The following is a 20,752-nucleotide window of genomic DNA, read 5'->3' on the forward strand; positions in this document are numbered from 1 at the left end:
CGATAGGGTATTACTTCCCTTTAAATTGTGGTTTTCTTTTTTCACCAAATGCAACTAGTGCTTCAATACGATCTTCCGTTGGTATCGTTAGTTCATACGCTTTACGCTCAATTTGTAATCCTGTTTGTAGATCTACTTTCATTCCCTCTTTGACTGCAAACTTTGCTTGCTGTATCGCAATTGGCCCATTTTGCAAAATAGCACTTACGAACTGTTGAACCGTTTCTTCAAGTTTTGTTTCAGCTACAACATTTGTAAACAATCCATATGTATAAGCTTCAACTGAAGGTAACTTGCGTGCGGTTAAAATAAGCTCTAGCGCCTTTGCTTCGCCAATTAATCGCGGCAAGCGTTGTGTTCCACCCGCACCCGGAATGATGGCTAGACTTGTTTCGGTTAAACCTACTAACGTATGATCAACCGCAATGCGAAAATCACAAGCAAGCGCTAATTCCATCCCACCACCGAATGCATACCCATTAATGACCGCAATTGTTGGTTGTGGAAGCTGCTCAATTTTTGAAAAGACTTCACCAATTTTAAAAATATTACGCTTTACTTGTTGAGGCGTTAATGTTTTTCGTTCTTTCAAGTCAGCTCCAACACTAAATGCCTTATTTCCAGCACCTGTGATGGTCACAATACGAACCTCTTCGTCTACACGAATGGATTCTACTACCTCTTCTAACTCTAGAAGCATGTCATAGTTAAAAGCATTCATCGCATCCGGACGATTTAATACAATTTTTGCTACGTGTTCTTGAACTTCAAATTTGATCGTATTCATTGTTCCAACTCCTTTTTGAAATCGTTTACAATAAACATTCTGCTTTATTGGTTAAAATCCTTTTTTAAAGTGAATGCTTACGATTGTTCAAGAAGTTGTTGTTTAAGTGCTCTTCTTAGAATTTTTCCTGTTGTATTTTTCGGTAACTCTTCTAGAAATTCAATCTCTTTTGGAACTTTGTATTTTGCTAAATGTTCTCTACAGTATTGAAGAAGATCTTCTTCTGTTACCGATTGATCCTTCACAACTACAAAGCATTTTACTGCTTCTCCAAAATTCATATCAGGCACACCAATAACGGCTACTTCCATTACCGCTTCATGATTATAAAGCACTTCTTCTACTTCACGTGGATAAACATTATATCCTCCAACAATAATCATATCTTTCTTACGATCAACGATATAAAAGTAACCTTCCTCATCCATTCGAGCTAAGTCCCCTGTATATAACCAACCATCTTTAATCGTATAGATGGTTTCTTCAGGCATTTTATAGTAGCCCTTCATGACATTTGGGCCTTTTACAATGAGTTCGCCTACTTGTCCAACCGGGACTTCTTGGCCTGACTCATCTACAATTTTATTCTCTACGTTCATAATAGATGTACCAATCGATCCTGCTTTTCGCTCTCGATCTAGTGGATTAAAACATGTAACCGGTGAAGCTTCAGACAATCCATATCCTTCTGAGATAATCACGCCAAACTTTTGCTCGAACCCTTTTAATAGTGCAACTGGCATTGAAGCCCCACCAGAGATGCATAAACGAAGCGTTTGAACATCTTCTTTAGATCCTTCAGGATGCTGCATTAAGAAATTGTACATGGTTGGCACGCCTGCAAAAATGGTTGCTTCATGCTCTTTAATCACACGAAATACTTCTGCTGGACTAAATTTCGGTACGATAAGGACCGTTCCTCCATTCATTAATGGAGCGTTTAAGGAAACGGTTAAGCAGAATACATGAAACATTGGTAGCGTGGCCACAACGCGATCTTGTTCATTAATATCAAGAAAGTCTGCAACATCTTTTGCATTTCGATATAAATTAAAGTGTGTTAGCATTGCGCCTTTTGGTTTTCCTGTTGTTCCTGATGTGTATAAAATAACAGCCACATCTTCATCGTCTAATGCTGGAAAGTTAAATTCGTTATGTCCAATTTCAATGACAGATGAAAATGCTCGTGCAAACGAAGGTGTAGTAGATAAGCCATGGGTTTGTAAAAGTTCTTTTCCTTGAGGTGTTTCACATAAGATGACGTGTTCAAGTGTTGAAATTTGTTCTGTTACTTTCATTAATAATGGGAGTAATAGATCAACGGCAATTACCGCTTTCACATCTCCATTTTTTAAAATATACGTAATCTCATCCGCTGTATAAATTGGATTGATAGGAATAACAGTTGCACCCATTCTAATAGCACCATATAGGCCGATAATAAAATGCGGTGAGTTCCCTACTAATAAAGCAACATGATCCCCTTTTTTTACTCCAAGCTTTTGAAGACCGCTAGCGAACTTCGAAATCGATGCATCTAATTCACCATATGTTACGTGTTTCTCTGCAAACATATAAGCCGGCTTCGTTGGATTGACGACTGCTGTTTCATGTAATTGCGTCGATAAGTTCACAATTCCACTCCTTTTCCCTTTATTTAATGAATGAATAGTCATTCATTAAATGGTTTTAATTTTATTAAAATTCTAAATATATTATACTTTTTTTCGAAGTGTCTTGACAAGCGAATTCGACAAGTCAGCTTGTCTAACAAATTCAAAAAAATAAGTCATGACCCTTTTGATCATGACTCATCTTTCATCCACTCAGTAAATTAATTCAATAAATTCTTCTTTTGTAATATTACCAAAATAATGCTTAATCTCCACATCTTCTAATGCTTGCACAAGCGATGCTTTTTCATATCGAATACCTGTGAGCTTTTGTTCTACTTCACTTACATCTCCAACACCAAAGAAGTCTCCAAAAATTTTACATTGTTCAATCGTTCCTTTGTTGACTTCTAATCGAACATCAATTTGGCCAACTGGAAAACGATGTGAGTGCTGAACATTGAATTTTGGTGACTTTCCATAATTCCAATCCCAATTTTGATAACGCTCTTTTGAAAGCTGATGGATTTTTTCCCAATCTTCTTCTGTCAGCTTGTATTCTGGAACTTCTTTTTCACCTTCAAAGATATATGACAGTAGTAGTTTCTTAAACTCATCAATTGTTATTTTCTGATCTAAAAATTCACGAATGTTTGCCACACGACTACGAATTGATTTAATACCTTTTGATTCAATTTTATCTTTTTTTACATTTAAAGCAGACACCACGTGCTCAATTTCAGAATCAAATAACAACGTACCGTGACTAAACATACGTCCGCGCGTTGAGAACTGAGCGTTACCTGAAATCTTTCGACCTTCTGCAAGAATATCATTACGGCCACTTAGTTCCGCTTTTACACCTAATTTCTCTAATGCAGCGATGACTGGCTCTGTAAACTTTTTAAAGTTATGAAAGCTCTCTCCATCATCTTTTGTAATAAAGCTAAAATTTAAATTACCAAGGTCATGATAAACAGCTCCGCCGCCTGATAAGCGACGTACAACATGAATGCCATTATTATCCACATATTTTGTATTAATTTCTTCCATCGTATTTTGATTCTTTCCAATGATAATAGATGGCTCATTTATGTAAAAAAGGAGATACGTTTCATTAATATCTAGATTTTTTAATGCGTACTCTTCAATTGCTAAATTAATTCGCGGATCCGTAATGTTTTGATTATCAATAAATAACAAGATGATTCCTCCTTATTGTCCGCAAGTCCAACCAGACTTAGCGATTGTAATTTCTCCTTGGAAATGTTGTCTCGCTTCGGTTAAAAGTTGCTGATGATTTCCATAATGCGGAAGGTGAGTTAATAGTAAGTGTTTGACATTTGATTGTGCAGCTAACTTTCCTGCATCCACACTTGTCATATGACCTGCCCCACTACCATCTTGATTTCCATAAAAATTACACTCACAAATCATGAAATCTGCATCTCTTGAAAATGGTACAAATTCTTCAATATAACTGGAGTCAGCTGTATATACGATTGTTTCGTTACCAGCTTGAATTCTCATTGCATAGCAAGTCACAGGATGCTTTGTTTGTAAGAATGAAATGCTAAAAGGACCTATTTGTAACGTTTCATTTGGATCATAAGCAAATCCTTGTGTAATCCCGGAATGCGTTAAGCGTTCAAATCCATGTTTATCATGTGAATGACCATAGATTGGAAGTACTTCTAATGCTTTTCCTAAATGTTTTTGAATGAGTCTCGCGTATTGAAAAACACCAACATCAGCAATATGATCATGATGATAGTGTGAAATAATCATGGCATCAACATCTTCCGGCTCGATATAATTTTGTAATTGAGCTAATGCTCCACTTCCACAATCAACTAATAACTTAAAGCCTTCGTGCTCAACTAAGTAACTAGATGTTGCTTCATTTCTATGAGGGTATCCTCCCCAAAAGCCTACAACAGTAACTTTCATATGTTATCACCCTTTGCTTACAGTTTTTCACCACCTAGTATACCCTACTTCTAAAGTATCTAGGTAATAGGAACCCTTGCATTGTTTGTTTTGAACAGCTCTATTTATCACTCTAACTACGCATTCACTACTGTTATAATACAACTATCCATACATAAAGCTGGTTCTAAAGGATTCGACAAAAAATAGTGCCCATTTTTTACAAATTAGCCACTTTTGTTATAAAACATAGTTGACATATACCGTTCTGTTATAATACAATAAACTCAACAAGAAAACGAAGGGGATGTTAACATGTTAGAAAAAATGACTGAATTTTTCAAAAATCTACCTACTAAAAAGTGCATGGAATGCGGAAAAGACATAGAAGAACAGCACGAATGCTATGGAAATAAGTGTGATCACTGTTTAGATGTAATGAAATAATGTTGCCAGCCGTTTTCACAACATAAAAAACAGCCTGTATTAATACAGGCTGTTTTTTATGTTGTGGATACTCGAATCGCAGTACGATACTCATTGGGAGTTACACCTTCAATTTTTTTAAATACTTTTCGAAAGTATTTATCATCTTGATAGCCAATCATATTGGCTACTTCATAAACCTTTAAATCTTCATTTCTTAACAGTTGCTTTGCTTTATTCATCCGTACTTTCACAAGATAATCAGAGATGTTTTCGTTAAATTCTTGTTTAAATTTACGTGAAATATATTCTCTACTTAGGTAAAATCGATCAGATATTTCTTGAAGCTTTACATCTCGATCAAAATTTGCTTGTAGGAATTGTTCAATCTCATAGATTACATCTGGATTTTGCTTTTTCGCATGGCGCTTCACAATTTTCATAAACAGATGAATTTCTTTTCGTTTTCGGTTCATATATCTTTGAAGTTCAAAACAACCTTCATCATTAAAAAAGAAATAAACAACTTCTTCGCCTTTTTCGTTCACTATATAGGAGATCTCGTATTTCTTTAACCATTGCTGACTCATTAATTGATATTCTTTTTCAAAGTGTAATAATTGCTTTAGCGATAAATAACGATGAGTTTGAAATCCTTCTGAAATCGTCGAGATTATCTCTTCAAACAATTCTTGCTGCCCTAGTTGTACAGCTTCTTTTACATGTGAAGAATAATCAATCAGATTTATAATAGCCAATCGATTAATCTGACTCTCTGTGTATACTTTGAGTGGATTTTTATCTAATACATTGATGTTCATTAACACCTCTTTTGCTCCATTATATGAGAGCATAAGGTTTTCAAGGTTATTTATAACAGGGCCACTGGCGATAAAACAGCATACTTCCAATACTTTCTTCATATTCTTATGCATCGTTTCAAGCATGTTTTGGACACGAGAAAAGTGATCCCAAAAGATAACCACAATTTCACCTTTATTTGATAAGTAACGAAAGGCAATTCCACACTTTTCTTCATGAAGCATTTCATTCACAATATTTAAAATGGAAAAGTACGCTAAGTCCCGATCACGTTGAAACGCATAAACGGCTTTTTGATCAACTCGAATAATAGCTACTTGATACTGTTGAGACAAGTGAAATCCAAACTCTTTGTAAATAGCAGCATTTAACAATTGATTGTTCATTAGCTGGGTAAGCTTTCGATCTCGATAAATGGGCTTCATTTCATTGATTAACTGGTGACTATTGTTGTGCTGCTGTCTATCTTCTTCTTCTCTTTCCCAATCCTTAACAGCGCGTACTAGCGTATCATTTAAAATACCAGGATCTATTGGCTTTAATATATAATCCATACTCCCAAAATGAATGGCTTTTCGCATATAATGATAATCATCGTAGCCCGTTACTACAATACTTTTGCTAGTCGGGTGATTGTTCTTAATCCACTCCAATAACGCAATCCCATCTACTTCAGGCATTTTCATATCCGTGAAAATAATTTCTGGCTTATAGACTTCAATGAGCTGAATAGCTTGTTCGCCACTTTCTGCTTCTAGTACTTGCGAAACCCCATTCTCCTTCCATTCACCTAATAGTCGAATTCCTTCTCTCACGTGTTGTTCATCGTCTACTATCAATACTTTCACGTGAAACCCCCCTCTTTGGTAACTCTACGATGACTGTAAAATATTGATGTTGTTCACTTTCTATAAACATATTTGCTTCATTACCATAGTAAATATGTAGCCGATCATAAATGTTTTTTAATCCGATGTTCTCTTGTTGTTCTTCTGCATTTTGAGTGAATTGGCGATTTATTTCGCTTAATCTTTCTTTATCCACTCCAACTCCATTATCTTTCACAACAATGCAAACGGTTCCACTATTCGTTTCATATCCCCTAATTTCTAAGTAACCGCCGCCTACCTTTTGTTCAAACCCATGTTTAAATGAATTTTCGACTAATGGCTGTAAAATCATCTTCGGTACTTCAGCTCGACGTAATGCTTCATCCATATGAATAGAGTAATCAAATTTCTCGTTAAATCGTTGCTTTTGTAACGTTAAAAAAGCTGTAACATGCTGAATCTCACTATCTAGAGAGACAATATCTTCTTTCATATTCATGCTATATCGCATAATATGAGAAAGCGAGGTTAAGAGAGAATAGACTTGTACAACACGGTGCTTTAAGGCTAGTGTACCAATTGACTGTAATGCATTATAAAGAAAATGTGGATTAATTTGAGACTGTAATACTTTTAATTGCGCTGACTTATTTTCAATCTCTAATCGATATTTACGCTCAATTAAGTCATTAATTGTTTCAACCATTGATGTAAAATGTCTTCCTAATACACCGAACTCGTCGTTTCCTAACGATTTAAAGTCAACTTCAAATGAACCTTTTTCAACCTTTTTCATATTTTGAATTAAAATTCTAATAGGCGATGTTAATTTAAACGAAATCATTAAGGTTGCAATAATGACGATAACTAAGAACGGGATACCTATTAATAGATTAATAAATGCGGTCTTCCTCACATCTCCATACAGTACATCATAGGGAATTCTCTTTACAATACGCCACCCTTCAAACGTCCCCGAAAATGTGTCATGAACAATTACGCCGGAAAAATGATCATCTTTCCATTCTAAATTGTGATCCTCTTTAGGTTGTTCTTTTAGCTTTTGAAACCATACTTTTTCATTACGCTGACCAATTAAATTTTCATGAGATGAATAAAGAATTGTTCCACTTTCATTCATTAAATAGAATTCTTCTGAGTGTTCATCATATAGACGATCTGAAATTGCAGCTATCTGAGATAAATTCACATCAATAGATAAAAAGCCTAAAAATTGATCCGATGGTATTTCATTAATTAAATGATGAAAGCTCATCACGTTAGTTGGTGATAACTTCCGCAGGTTTGAAAGGTTGTTATAGCTATAAATTTCATGCGTGGGCTCAATAGCTAAAAAATTTTTCCGCTTACTTAAAGTTGAATAATAAGGATGTGTATATACTTCTTCATACTTTCCACGGCTGCTAACCTTTGAGTTATAGATTGTATACGAATCATTTCCTTTATGAAGATAAAGGTGAATCTGCTCAATTTCTGGTCTAGTATTATAAAGATAAAGAAGTGTTCGATAAACTTCCTGTTGATTTGCACCAATATCACTTAATATCCCTTCTTGTAATACTTTTATAAATGGATGATAACCATATAGTCTAGGTGTCATTTGAGTAATTTCTTCTAAATAGTTACTTACATCTTTCTTGCCATTTTCAATAACATCATAGTTGGTTGATACAAACCTGTCTTTGACGGACTCCGTTGTATAGTAATAGGTGATGAGATTGGATAATGTGAATGGAACGACTGTTGCAAGTAACAAAAAGATAACAAGCTTCTTACGAATACTCCATCCCATATATAACCTCCTTTTAAAACGCTTTCACAACTCTCATTATATATGAAATTTCACAGACTGTCTTACTCAATATGGAAAAATGGAACATAGCGACTGCCATGTTCCATTTTTACTATCTTCATTATTTTTTCATCTTAGCCCAAATATCATCAAGTGATTTTAGAAACTCTTCTTTTGATTTTTGTCCACCGATGTATGATTGCATTGATGCCCCAAACTCTTGTACAGCTCCATCTGGGTACTTGAACCAGTTCCAAGATAATGTTTTACCTTCTTCAGAGTACTTTAAGATGTCGTCGGATAGCGCATCCATACCTTTTGCTTCAATGTTGTTGAATGCTGGAATGAATTTAAACTCTTCTACTAAGAAACGTTTTCCTGTATCAGATGTAACCATCCAGTTTAAGAACTTTTTCGCTTCTTCTTTGTCTGCTTCAGGTGCATTTTTATTTACTACCCAGTTATTTGGTACACCTACCGCTAACTTATCGTTTGCTGCAGCATCGTCATTGATTGGCATCGGCAAGAAGCCCATTTGAATTTCAGGGTTGATTTCAGTAATCATGTTTACTGTCCAGTTACCTTGTTGCATCATTGCTGCTTGACCAGCTGCAAATTGTGTTACTTGTGTATTGTAGTCTGTTGTTAATGGATTTTTGTTACCATATTTCACTGTTAGGTCGAATAAGTTCATGAATTGCTCGAACTTTTCGTTGCCAGCAAATGTTTCTTTTCCTTCATTTAACGCCGCGATGAACGCATCTGGATCATCTTGGTGTGCCATTGGAATGTTGAATAAGTGGTTACCTAGCACCCACCACTCACCATAACCAATTGAGAATGGTGTAATTTTTGCTGCTTCAAGCTTTTTAGAAGCTTCTTCTAACTCTTTTAGTGTTTTTGGTAATTCTGTAATCCCTGCTTTTTCGAATAATTCTTTGTTATAAATAAATCCATATCCTTCAAGGTTTAATGGTTGACCATAAATTTTACCATCTACTGTCATTGGCTCTTTTGCTACATCATAAAGGTCGTTAACCCAAGGTTGATCAGATAAGTCTTCTAATTTCTCTAACCAAGTTTGTGCTTCTTGGAAACCACCATTGTTGAAGATATCCGGTTCATTCCCTGAAGCAAATTGTGCTTTTAAGGCTGCACCGTAGTCAGCTCCGCCTCCTACAGTTTGAATATTAAACTTAACATTTGGATTTTCTTTTGTGTACTCATCTGCTAATGCTTTTAATTGATCTGCAATTTCTACTTTAAATTGGAACATATCGATGACAACTTCATCCCCAGAACCGCCACCTTCGTTTCCACCTGATGATTCATTGCTTGATTTTGAACAAGCTGATGCGAATACTAAAACAAATGCTAGTAATAACGCAAACATTGAAAACCTTTTCATTTTTATTTACCCCCTTGATCATCGTATAAAGGAACTACTTTCATTGTATCTGTTCTAGGAAAATTGAACAGGTGGTGATATTGAACAAACGAGTGGAAAATATTGATGAGCTTATTTAATTGATCCACTCGTAATTCCTTTAATAATATGCTTTTGCATTGCAAAGAAAAAGATTAATAATGGAATAATACTGATGACTAATGCTGCTAGTGCTAAATCCCATTGCTTTGTATACTGGCCGAAAAAGAAGAAGGTAGCAAGTGGAATTGTGCGTAATTCTGGATCTTGAAGCACAAGTAATGGCAATAAGAAATCATTCCAAATCCATAGACTGTTTAAGATGACAATCGTAACGGTAATTGGCTTTAATAGTGGAAATACAATTCTCCAAAACACGCCGAGTGTCGAGCATCCATCAATAATAGCTGCTTCTTCTAACTCCACTGGAATTCCTTTAATAAAGCCGTGATATAAGAAAATAGCCAATCCTGATCCAAAACCTAAATACATAATAACTAGGCCCCAAATACTGTTAATTAGTCCTAAAGAGCTTGCCGTTTTAACTAATGGAATCATGATCGATTGAAATGGAATAACCATCGCTGCTACAAATGTAAAGAAAATAATGTTACTAATCTTCTTTTTCGTACGAACGAGCATGTATGCCGCCATTGAGCAGAAAATAACGATAACAACATTACTCGCTACGGTAATTATGAGTGAATTTGAAAAGACTTTTAAATAATTCATTCGATCAAATGCCTCTACATAGTTTGACCATTGTAGAGATGAAGGTAATGCCGATGTATTTGTTAAAATTTCAGCAAATGATTTTAATGAATTGGAAACCACATAATAGAATGGTACTAAGAAGATGAGCCCTAATACAATGGCTAGAACTTCAAGTGAAAACAATTTTAAACCATATTTTTTATTCATTACGACTCAACCTCCTTCTTCTTCGTATACATAACTTGAATGGTTGTAATTGTCGCTACTACGATAAAGAAAATTAATGCTTTCGCTTCACCTACACCATATCGATTATTTACAAACGCTTCTGTATAAATGTTAAGCGCTAACATTTCTGTTGATTTAAATGGCCCACCATTTGTTAATGATAAGTTCACATCAAAGATCTTAAATGACCAAGAAATGGTTAAGAATAAACAAATTGTGACGGCTGGTGCTACTAGTGGAATCGTAATGTGACGCAGTACTTGCCATGGTGTTGCACCATCAATTTTTGCTGCTTCAATTAATTCTTGCGGTACGTTTTGAAGCGCAGCTACGTAAATAATCATAATGTAACCAGCACCCTGCCAAACACTCACGATCACGATGCCCCAAAAAGCTGTTTTTTCATCACCAAGCCATGGAAGTTCAAATAATGACCATCCTGTTAAAGCTCCAACTGAAGCAAATCCTCTTACAAAAATGAACTGCCAAACAAATCCAAGTAATAATCCACCAATTAAGTTTGGTAAAAAAAAGACTGTTCGTAAAATATTTCGTGTTTTTAACATTTGCGTTACTAACAATGCTAAGAAAAATCCAACTGCATTGGTTAATAAGATAGCAACAACGGTATATTTGGTTGTTATCCAAAATGATCGACGAAATTGCTCGTCTTCAAATAATAAGTATTTAAAATTATCTAGGCCAACCCACTCAATGTTCCCCGTTACCCCGTTCCAGTTCGTAAAGGCATAATATACACCTGATAAGAATGGATATAGAACAATGACACTAAATGCTAAAAAGGCTGGGCCTACAAATAACATAAATAAACCGGCTTTTTTGAGTTTCTTTTGATTGCTCATTCTCTCGTCCCCCCTTGTACGTTTTATTCTAGTAAACAATTGATGAAATGAGGATAGACTGCATTGACGACAAGGGTGGAAAATATTGATTAGTACTTCCATCCTAAATCCCTTAACAATCCCAAAATCATACATTTCACACTAAAACTATGATACTATACTAGTAAACTAGCATTTATTTTCCATAGAGAAAGAGTGAAGCAAATGAAGAAAAAGAAGAAGAAAAAGACGCATATTCCCTTTCGCTTAAACTTTTTGTTTTTCATTGTCTTCCTATTATTCTCTTTACTTATTTTACGATTAGGATTTGTTCAAATTGTATCGGGTGAGAGTTATAAAGAAGAAGTTGAAAAGACGGAAGATATCGTGATTCACACCCCTGTTCCTAGAGGACATATGTATGATCGATACCACCGCGTCATTGTGGATAACAAACCGTTGAAAGCGATAACGTATACTCGGGCTCAAAATACGAAACAAAAAGAGCGTATTGATGTAGCCACGAAATTAGCTTCCGTTATTGATTTGCCTGTTTATACTCCATTTTTTGATGGAGAAAACAAAGAAAGAGAAAAAGTACCGGATGAAGTTCGATTAACAGAGCGAGATTTGAAAGATTATTGGATGGTAAAAAACCCTAAAAAAGCTCAAAAAAAAGTAACCAAGAATGAACTTCAAAAAGTAAGTGATGGAAAGCTTGAAGACAAAGATTTGTACAAGCTCCAGCTTGAGCGTATTTCTAAAACAGAGCTTCAAACAGTAAAAGACGAAGTTGAAATCATCGCGATTAAAACGAAAATGGACTCTGGATATGCACTCACTCCTCAAATTATTAAAAGCGGAGTTGGAGACGATGAGTTTGCAAGAGTCAGTGAAAACTTGCAATACTTATCGGGGGTTGACGTCATGACCTATTGGGATCGTCAATATACATACGACGGACTTCTTCGAACATTATTAGGAAATGTCACATCAGCGAACGAAGGGTTACCGCGTGAGAAATTAGATTACTTCTTATCACGTAACTACAGTCGAAATGATCAAGTTGGAAAGAGCTATTTAGAGAAACAGTATGAACACGTCCTTCACGGTCAAAAGGCAAGGTCGGTTATTGTAACGAATCGAGCTGGTAATGTGCTTGAAGCCGATCAACTATCCGAAGGCCAACGTGGCAGTGACTTAATCTTAACCATTGATATGGAATTACAAAAGAAAGTAGAAGATATTGTCACAAAAGGTTTATTACGTGGAAAAGCATCGAATGCTCCATTATTAGATCGTATTTTTGTCATGCTCATGAATCCACATACTGGTGAAATTTTAACAATGGCAGGAAAACAATACGTCATCGATGATAAAACGAAAAAATCTGATATAAGAGACTTCGCACTAGGTAACATGACCACTGCTTATGAAATGGGGTCAACGGTAAAAGGCGCAACAATCCTAGCAGGCTTCGATTCAGGATCCATTCGTCCGAACACGTATTTTATGGATCAGCCTTTGCAATTTGCTGGGTCACCACCTAAAAAATCCTATGTCAACATGGGTAGTATTAATGATGTAACAGCGCTTCAACGTTCATCAAACGTGTATATGTTCCGAACTGTAATGGCTATGGCAAATGTATCGTACGTATATAAAGGTCCTCTTCCCATCAAGTTTTCAACATTTGAGCAACTCCGCTCTTATTATGCACAGTTTGGACTTGGTGTACATACAGGAATTGATCTTGATAGTGAATCGACAGGCCTTAAAGGAGTAAATCCATTCCCTGGTAATGCACTCGATTTATCAATTGGACAATACGATACATACACACCTTTACAACTGATTCAATATGTCTCAACCATTGCAAATGGTGGATATCGTGTTAAACCGCAGCTTGTAAAAGAAATTCGCGAACCATTGTTAGGTTCCGATGAGCTTGGAAGTATCCAACACTCGTTCGAACCACATGTATTAAATCGAGTGACGATGACAGACAGTCAGATTAACCGAGTAAAAGAAGGATTTAGACGCGTTATGCAAGTACCTGGTGGAACAGCTTATAAACAATTCTCTAATGCTCCTTACAGTCCAGCAGGAAAAACAGGTACAGCTGAAGCGTATAATAAAGGGCGATCTGTTCGTAATTCAACACTTATTGCTTATGCCCCTCATACTAACCCAGAAGTGTCCATGGTAGTCGTTGTTCCTTCTGCTTATATGCAAGGTGGCTCTAGCTCATTAAGCCAAGAAATTGGACGTGAAGTACTTGATACTTATTTTGGATTAACAAAGCAAGGTGAGGAAGAACTTCTAAAAAAAGAAAGCGAAGAAACTAACTAAAAAGCGAGATGGCTAAGGCCATCTCGCTTTTTCTCTTATAGGCTGACTTCTGTTTCACTTGATACGTTTGTAAATTGACGCTTATGCTGTACAGTGAAATAAATGATTGTTCCTACAATTGTTGCTGCAAAAAATAGGCCCAATATCCATGCGTTATGCCACATAAATCCAACGTCACCACTTGAAATAACGGCTTTAAATCCAGCTACTGAATATGTCATTGGCAGCAATGGATTAAAGTATTGTAAAAAACCTGGAATTAACTCAAGCGGGAATGTTCCTGCACTTGTTGTTAATTGTAAAATTAAAATGATAATCGCAATAAAACGTCCAGGATCGCCTAGTGTTGTAACTAAAAATTGAATTAATGCGATATAGGTTAAACTTGTGATTATACTAAATACCACAAAAAGCGGTACACTCTGAACATCAATCCCTAAAAGCGCAATTAATACAACGTCAGCTAAAATCGCCTGTAACACACCTACTACTACAAGAACACCGAATTTACCGATAAACCAAGAGAAGCCATTTTTCGGTACAGATGCTGGCTCTTTTAACGGGAAAACAATTGAAAGTAACAACGCTCCTACAAATAATCCTAACGATAAGAAATAAGGGGCAAAACCTGTACCATAGTTCGGTACTTCGTTTACTCGTTTTTCTTTTACGTCTACAGGCTTCGCAAACATTTCATACACTTCATCATTTGCTTTTACGTTACTTGTTTCATCTGCTCCTTCACGAAGCTTTGTTGATAGTTCACCTGAGCCTTCTGATAATTGTCCCATTCCGCTTGTTAATTCGTTAGAACCTTCTAATAAACGAGATACACCGCTAAATAATTGGCTCGAACCGTTTGATAATTCTCCCAAGCCCGTTGATAGATCCGTTCCACCTTTAGCTAACTCGTTTGAACCGTCTAATAACCGAGACATTCCAGTTTCTAGCTCACTTGAACCGTTTGCTAGCTTATTTGATCCTTCAGATAACCGAGACATTCCATCTGATAGTTCAGTTGAGCCATTTGCTAACTCACTTACCCCAGCTTTTGCTTCATTCATCTTCTCTCCGAATGTCGTTAAGCCTTGAACAAGCTCACTTTGACCATTTGTTAAACTAGCTGCTCCATTTGCAAGCTTCTCTTGTCCTTGTAAAAGACTTTTCATTCCATTCGAAAGAGCAACTTGACCTTGATGAACTCTAGAAGCACCAGATGCTAAATTTGTAGCCCCATCTTTTAATTGTGAGGCAGATCCTGTGAGACCTTGAAGTCCACCTTCTACTTGTTTATTTCCTTCTGATAGCTGAGCAACACTGACTTTAAACTGTTGCAATACTTGTTTTTGTTGTGGGTCTTCAGTTGTATTTATCAACTGATCAATTTGTTTCTCCATGTCCGTTAGTCCTTGACTAACTTTTAATGCACCTGTTTGTGTTTGTTGTGCACCTTTTTGCCACTCTTCTAACGAACGAGCTAAACTGTTGGCACCTTCACTTATCCCTTTTGTACCTTCGTTTAATTGAGGAAGCTTTCCATCCATTTCCTTCATGCCTGCTAACGATTGCTGTAACCCAGACGATAATTGTTGAGAGCCATTTTCTGCTTTTTTAGCACCTTCTAGCAGTTGTGATTGCCCACCTTCTAATTGGTTTACACCTTTGTTTAATTCGTTTAAGCCATTGTTTAGCTGGCTAGCTCCATCTTTCGCAGAAGAAAACTTACTGTTGAATTCATTTAAACCACTACTTATTTCTCCAGCTCCATCTTTCGCGGAGACAATACCGCCATTTAACTCATTTAAACCGTTACTTAACTTTCCAGCTCCATCTTTTGCTTCTCCGATACCTTTATCTAATTTTGATGTACCGTCTTTTGCAGAAGTAATACCATCTTTTAGCTCACCTGAACCATCTTTTACTTTGTTAATTCCATCGTTCAATTCTTCTGCACCATCGCTTGCTGCGACTAGCCCATCGGATACATCCTCAATTTTACTAAATACTTCTTCTGCATAGGTTTTGGTTAATTCATTTGATACTTCTTCTTTTATTTTCTCTACTGCTGTTCCACCAATTTGAGCAGATAAAAAGTTAAAGCTCTCATTTGGTGTATACACAAGATCCATATGCATTGGCTGATCATCCTGTAGCGTTGTTGCATGCTGTGAAAAGTTTTCAGGTATCTCAATCACCATGTAGTATGTTTGATCTTCGAGCCCCTTCTTTGCTGTCTTTTCATCTACAAACTTCCACTTAAATTGTGCATTATCTTTTAACTTAGTAACTAACTCATCCCCTACGTTTAGTGGTTCTTCATTTAGTGTTGCACCTGTATCACTATTAACAATTGCTACAGGTAACTCATCTAGTTGATCGTATGGATCCCAAAAAGCCCATAAAAACATCCCTGCATATAACAATGGAATAAATAAGACGGCTAATACAGGAATTAATAGCTTTTTATTCGTAAACAAAGCTGAAAATTCACTGCGTATTGTTGAGTTTTTCATCATTTCCTCCTTATTAGAAACAATTGACCATTTTACCCACTTAGTCAATTTAGTGAATAAAAAAAGAGTCATTGAAGTTAAAAATATCTACCACCAATAACTGGGTGCTACTGGTGGCAACCCTTTACTTTTAACGAGACAATCCTCTTAAAAAATACAATTCAATTAACTCCGCAATCTTCTCTTCCGAAAGCGGCTCGTGATTATTCTCCCAATGAGATACAAGTGCAATATACATTTTCAAAAGTAAGAAAGCGGTAATTTCAGGATCACATAGCTGGATTTCCTGTTTCTCAATTGCTTCTTCAATCTTTTGTTTAATGTACAGGACAATGGCTTTTTCAACTCGCGTTAGTACATCTTGTACAGCCAATGTGCCCATTTCTTTCTCTTCTTGAAGTAGCTTAATCATAAGTTGATGCTGTGTTCGGAACTTCAGCATGCGGTATAAAGCAGCTTGTGCATTTTCAAAGAATGTGCGTTCCCGATCTAATACTTGCTCTGCTTCCTGTTTCATTTCAATAATCATGGTCGAAACAATTTGATCAAATAGCTCTTCTTTATTTTTGAAAAATGTATAAATTGTTCCTTTTCCAACATTCGCAAGTTTCGCTACTTGATCCATTGTCGTCGCTTTAAAACCAAACAAAGAGAACGATTTTGTTGCTGCCTCAATAACAGATTGCCGACGATCAATAGCCATCTTACACCCCCAAAAGTGACCAAATGAATATTTCGGTCATTAAGTACTAATATACTATATCACACTCATTCTTCGTTTTTCAACTCATTTAAAATAAAAAGCTCTGCCGTCTTCTAATTAAGATATGACTGACAGAGCTCTCCATTTTATTTTAAATACTTTAATACTTTTTTAACAGCTTCTTCACCTTGATCAATACAATCCGGTAATCCTAAGCCTTCATATGAACTTCCTGCTAAATACAAACCTGCTAACTCGGACTCTAGCTGTTGATTCAACACTTCTAATCGCTCTTGATGCCCGACTGTATATTGAGGCATAGCTTCTTTCCAGCGTGTCACAATGTAAAATTCAGGTGTCGTGTCAATGTTCATGATTTTATTTAAATCATCTAACACGACTCTCATAATTTCATCATCAGATTGATCAACAATGGCTTCATCGCCTGCTTTTCCTACGTAACAACGCAGCAATACTTTTCCTTTTGGTGTGGTATGAGGCCACTTTCGATGCGTCCATGTACAAGCAGTAATTGTATAATCGCTGTTGCGTGAGACAACAAAGCCTGTCCCATCAATGTCTTGCTTAATTGCTTCTTCTGGAAAAGCCATCGCAATTGTTGCAACAGATGTTGAAGGCATATCTCGAAATGGCTCGAACATCTCATAGTGTGAAAGCATAGATTGTGCAGCTTGATGTGGAGACGTAACAATGACACTATCCGCTTGCATCGTCTTCCCATTATTTAATGTGAGCGTATAGCCTTCAGCTGATTTTTGAATATGTTCAACACGCGTTCCCTTTAGCACTGATTGAGGGCTTAATTGATCTTCTATCGTTTCAACAAGGGACTGTAAACCAGTTGTTAACGTTAAGAACATGCCTTTTTTCTTTTGCTCACCTGTTTGTTTAGGCTGAAGTGCTTTCTGCTTTTTCATCCCAACAATTAAGCTACGGTGTTTTTGTTCAGCATGAAGAAATTGAGGGAATGTTGATTTTAAACTTAAACGATCAATATCTCCCGCATAAATCCCTGATAATAACGGCTCAATTAAATTTTCAACTACTTCATCACCTAAACGACGACGGAAAAAGGTTCCTAATGCTTGATCCCCTTCCACCTTCGTTCTTGGAATAATAAAATCAGCTGCAGCACGCAGTTTCCCAACTGGTGAAAACAAACCTGTTGTCACAAACGGAGAAATTTGCGTAGGAATCCCCATGACAGCTCCTTCTGGAATTCGATGTAGTGCATCTTTTACAAGCACATACGACTTTCCAGTTGAATTATGAACAAGCTGATGATCTAATCCTACCTCTTTAATGAGCTTTGACATACTTAATTTACGAGCCAAAAACGAATCAGGACCACGCTCAATTGTAAAGCCACCACGGTTAACCGTCTGAATTTTCCCGCCTAATCGATGAGTGGCTTCAATTAATGTAAAATCAATTGGTAACCCTTTTTTGTCAATTTCTTTCTGCAAATAATAAGCGGCTGTAATACCAGTTATTCCCCCACCGATGATGACAACCTTTTTATTTGTTGTACTCACGTTATCATCGCCTTTTTAAAAATTTCCAACCTATCTTTTTTACTTCTGTAACTTTTTCAGAACAACCGTTGCCATTGCATCAATAAACTCCGGTTGTGCATTTGGCATTGCTGGACGATAGTAGTTAGCACCAATCTCATCCGTAACGACTTTACACTCGTAATCATTATCATAGAGGACTTCAAGGTGATCTGCGACAAAGCCTGCAGGTACATAAACAAATGATGAATATCCATGCTCCTCATGTAAATTACGGGTTAAGTCTTGCACATCTGGACCAATCCAAGGCTCTGGTGTGTTGCCCGCACTTTGCCAGCCAATGACATAGTTTTTCACACCCGCTACTTCGGCAATTAAATCCGCTGTTTCTTGTAATTGCTGAGGATATGGGTCACCATTTGCAATAATCTTTTCTGGCAAACTATGAGCTGAAACAATCAATACCGCTTTCTCTCTTTCTTCATCGCTCATTGAAGCAAATGTTTCTTTTACTCGATTGCTCCAGTAAGAAATAAATTTCGGCTCATCATACCAGCTTTCTACAGAATGAATGGTTAGACCACCTAACTTTTCTGCTGTTTCTTTTGCACGGCCATTATAGGACTTTACACTAAATGTAGAAAAGTGAGGAGCTAGTACGATGCTCACTGCTTCTTTAATGCCATCTTGATGCATTTGTTCTACTGCATCTTCAACGAACGGCTCAATATGTTTTAAACCAAGGTATGCTTTAAATTCAACCTCATCTTGAATATTGTTTAAATGTTGCTCTAGACATCGCATTTGATCTTCAGTGATTTTCGCAAGAGGTGAAATACCTCCGATTGCTTCGTAGCGCTCTGTTAAATCTTGAAGCGCCTCTTCTGATGGCTTTCTTCCATGACGAATATGTGTATAGTAACGTTCAATATCTTCTTCTTTGTAAGGAGTACCATATGCCATAACCAGTAAACCCATTGTTTTTTTACTCATGTGTACGACACCTCTGTTAGTTTTTTAAAAGCTCTTATCCTTATTGTGCCACGAATAAAAAGTAAAACACAAAAAATAGAGCTCTCGAAATTCTTACAATTTATTGTCTATTTGCAGAATATTCGTGAACAAATGCCGTTAAACGCTTCAATGTCTCTGGATTGACTTGAGGGAATACCCCGTGACCTAAATTAAAAATGTAACCTGGGTTTTCCATCCCCTGATCAAGAATGGCTTTTGCGCGTTCTTCAATTACTTCCCATGGAGCAAGTAAAATAGCTGGGTCTAGATTTCCTTGTACCGTTTTTGTAATGCCCATGCTACGTGCTTCTTGAATTGGTAAGCGCCAATCTAGTCCGACAACATCTAGAGGCAGATCATGCCATTCCTTTGCGAGGTGACTTGCTCCTACTCCAAACATGATAAGCGGTACATTTTTCTTGCGAAGTTCTGAGAAGATGCGCTCCATAATAGGTTTGATGTAGTAACGGTAATCTGCCACATTTAGTGCACCAACCCAAGAATCAAAAATTTGAATCGCTTTTGCACCCGCATCAATTTGCGCATTTACATATGTAATCGTTGTGTCCGCAAGCTTATCCATTAGCGCAAACCATGCTTTTGGTTCCGCATACATAAATGCTTTCGTTTTGTTGTAATTTTTAGAAGGACCGCCTTCAATCATATAACTAGCTAATGTAAACGGTGCACCTGCAAATCCAATTAAAGGGACGTTCAACTGTTCTGTTGTTAACAATTTAATGGTCTCTAATACGTACGGTACATCTTGTTCAGGATTAATTTCACCTAGCTTTTCCACATCATGAATCGAGCGAATTGGGTTATCAATTACTGGACCCACTCCAGGTTTAATGTCAACTTCTACTCCAATTGCCGGAAGCGGTGACATAATATCCTTATATAAAATTGCCGCATCTACGTTGTACTGTTCGACTGGTAAACGTGTAACATATGCACAAAGCTCAGGTTGCTTTGTAATCTCAAATAGTGAATATTTTTCTTTAATTGCACGATACTCTGGTTGCGACCTTCCTGCTTGTCTCATATACCAAACTGGTACGTGATCTGTTTTTTCCCCTCTACATGCTTTTAAAAATGTATCATTAATAGGACGCTGACTCATGATTTCCACCTTTCTCCGTTGCCTTAAACATTCAGATTATGTATATAGATGTTCGCACAAATAGTTGCCAAAAACAGTAAAA

Annotated in this window: 16 protein-coding genes; 2 read left to right on the forward strand and 14 right to left on the reverse strand. The window is 36.6% G+C overall.

Going from position 1 to position 20,752, the window contains the following annotated elements; genetic code table 11:
• Nucleotides 1–10: 10 nt before the first annotated feature.
• From JOC83_RS07385 to JOC83_RS07400, 4 genes are all read right to left on the reverse strand, one after another.
• On the reverse strand, nucleotides 11–787 hold the full coding sequence (locus JOC83_RS07385; protein ID WP_205185822.1) for an enoyl-CoA hydratase-related protein: 777 nt from the start codon (nucleotides 785–787) through the stop codon (nucleotides 11–13).
• A gap of 77 nt (nucleotides 788–864) precedes the next feature.
• A complete protein-coding gene (locus JOC83_RS07390) occupies nucleotides 865–2,421 on the reverse strand; it encodes a fatty acid--CoA ligase family protein (RefSeq protein ID WP_205185824.1) in 1,557 nt (518 codons plus the stop codon).
• A 192-nt stretch (nucleotides 2,422–2,613) separates the two neighbouring features.
• On the reverse strand, nucleotides 2,614–3,603 hold the full coding sequence (locus JOC83_RS07395; RefSeq protein ID WP_205185826.1) for a lipoate--protein ligase: 990 nt from the start codon (nucleotides 3,601–3,603) through the stop codon (nucleotides 2,614–2,616).
• Between the two features lie 12 nt (nucleotides 3,604–3,615).
• Nucleotides 3,616–4,350: an MBL fold metallo-hydrolase gene (locus JOC83_RS07400; protein WP_205185827.1), complete on the reverse strand. Its 735-nt coding sequence runs from the start codon at nucleotides 4,348–4,350 to the stop codon at nucleotides 3,616–3,618.
• Between the two features lie 294 nt (nucleotides 4,351–4,644).
• Here JOC83_RS07400 and yhfH point away from each other — a divergent pair, with 294 nt between their 5' ends.
• Nucleotides 4,645–4,776 carry a protein YhfH gene (gene yhfH, locus JOC83_RS07405; protein WP_205185829.1) on the forward strand — a complete coding sequence of 44 codons (132 nt, stop codon included), beginning with the start codon at nucleotides 4,645–4,647 and terminating at the stop codon, nucleotides 4,774–4,776.
• 56 nt (nucleotides 4,777–4,832) lie between these two features.
• Here the strand turns inward: yhfH and JOC83_RS07410 are convergent, their stop codons facing one another.
• The 5 genes from JOC83_RS07410 to JOC83_RS07430 form a co-directional block, all read right to left on the reverse strand.
• Nucleotides 4,833–6,425 carry a response regulator gene (locus tag JOC83_RS07410; protein ID WP_205185831.1) on the reverse strand — a complete coding sequence of 531 codons (1,593 nt, stop codon included), beginning with the start codon at nucleotides 6,423–6,425 and terminating at the stop codon, nucleotides 4,833–4,835.
• Nucleotides 6,400–8,220, reverse strand: a complete 1,821-nt coding sequence (locus JOC83_RS07415; protein ID WP_205185833.1) for a sensor histidine kinase — start codon at nucleotides 8,218–8,220, stop codon at nucleotides 6,400–6,402. The genes JOC83_RS07410 and JOC83_RS07415 overlap by 26 nt, the downstream gene beginning before the upstream one ends.
• A 121-nt stretch (nucleotides 8,221–8,341) precedes the next feature.
• A complete protein-coding gene (locus JOC83_RS07420) occupies nucleotides 8,342–9,634 on the reverse strand; it encodes an ABC transporter substrate-binding protein (RefSeq protein ID WP_378913307.1) in 1,293 nt (430 codons plus the stop codon).
• Nucleotides 9,635–9,739: 105 nt separating this feature from the next.
• Nucleotides 9,740–10,567 (reverse strand): carbohydrate ABC transporter permease, encoded by an 828-nt coding sequence (locus tag JOC83_RS07425; RefSeq protein ID WP_205185835.1) that lies wholly within the window; start codon nucleotides 10,565–10,567, stop codon nucleotides 9,740–9,742.
• The gene (locus tag JOC83_RS07430; protein ID WP_205185836.1) at nucleotides 10,567–11,451 is read right to left on the reverse strand and encodes a carbohydrate ABC transporter permease; all 885 of its coding nucleotides are present in this window, start codon (nucleotides 11,449–11,451) and stop codon (nucleotides 10,567–10,569) included. The genes JOC83_RS07425 and JOC83_RS07430 overlap by 1 nt, the downstream gene beginning before the upstream one ends.
• Before the next feature lie 204 nt (nucleotides 11,452–11,655).
• On the opposite strand from JOC83_RS07430, the gene JOC83_RS07435 reads away from it, so the two are divergent.
• Nucleotides 11,656–13,782, forward strand: a complete 2,127-nt coding sequence (locus JOC83_RS07435) for a peptidoglycan D,D-transpeptidase FtsI family protein (protein WP_205185837.1) — start codon at nucleotides 11,656–11,658, stop codon at nucleotides 13,780–13,782.
• Between the two features lie 35 nt (nucleotides 13,783–13,817).
• On the opposite strand, the gene JOC83_RS07440 is transcribed toward JOC83_RS07435, so the two are convergent.
• From JOC83_RS07440 to hemE, 5 genes are all read right to left on the reverse strand, one after another.
• Nucleotides 13,818–16,298 carry a YhgE/Pip family protein gene (locus JOC83_RS07440; RefSeq protein WP_205185838.1) on the reverse strand — a complete coding sequence of 827 codons (2,481 nt, stop codon included), beginning with the start codon at nucleotides 16,296–16,298 and terminating at the stop codon, nucleotides 13,818–13,820.
• A gap of 127 nt (nucleotides 16,299–16,425) precedes the next feature.
• The gene (locus tag JOC83_RS07445; protein WP_205185839.1) at nucleotides 16,426–16,998 is read right to left on the reverse strand and encodes a TetR/AcrR family transcriptional regulator; all 573 of its coding nucleotides are present in this window, start codon (nucleotides 16,996–16,998) and stop codon (nucleotides 16,426–16,428) included.
• Nucleotides 16,999–17,144: 146 nt separating this feature from the next.
• The gene (hemY, locus tag JOC83_RS07450; protein WP_205185840.1) at nucleotides 17,145–18,554 is read right to left on the reverse strand and encodes a protoporphyrinogen oxidase; all 1,410 of its coding nucleotides are present in this window, start codon (nucleotides 18,552–18,554) and stop codon (nucleotides 17,145–17,147) included.
• A gap of 39 nt (nucleotides 18,555–18,593) precedes the next feature.
• Nucleotides 18,594–19,526, reverse strand: coding sequence for a ferrochelatase (hemH, locus tag JOC83_RS07455; RefSeq protein ID WP_205185842.1), 933 nt, complete (start codon nucleotides 19,524–19,526; stop codon nucleotides 18,594–18,596).
• A 100-nt stretch (nucleotides 19,527–19,626) separates the two neighbouring features.
• Complete coding sequence (gene hemE / locus JOC83_RS07460) at nucleotides 19,627–20,670, reverse strand: uroporphyrinogen decarboxylase (protein WP_205185844.1); 1,044 nt, start codon at nucleotides 20,668–20,670, stop codon at nucleotides 19,627–19,629.
• Between the last annotated feature and the right edge of the window lie 82 nt (nucleotides 20,671–20,752).

The sequence above is a fragment of the Priestia iocasae genome, assembly GCF_016909075.1.
Taxonomy (GTDB): domain Bacteria; phylum Bacillota; class Bacilli; order Bacillales; family Bacillaceae_H; genus Priestia; species Priestia iocasae.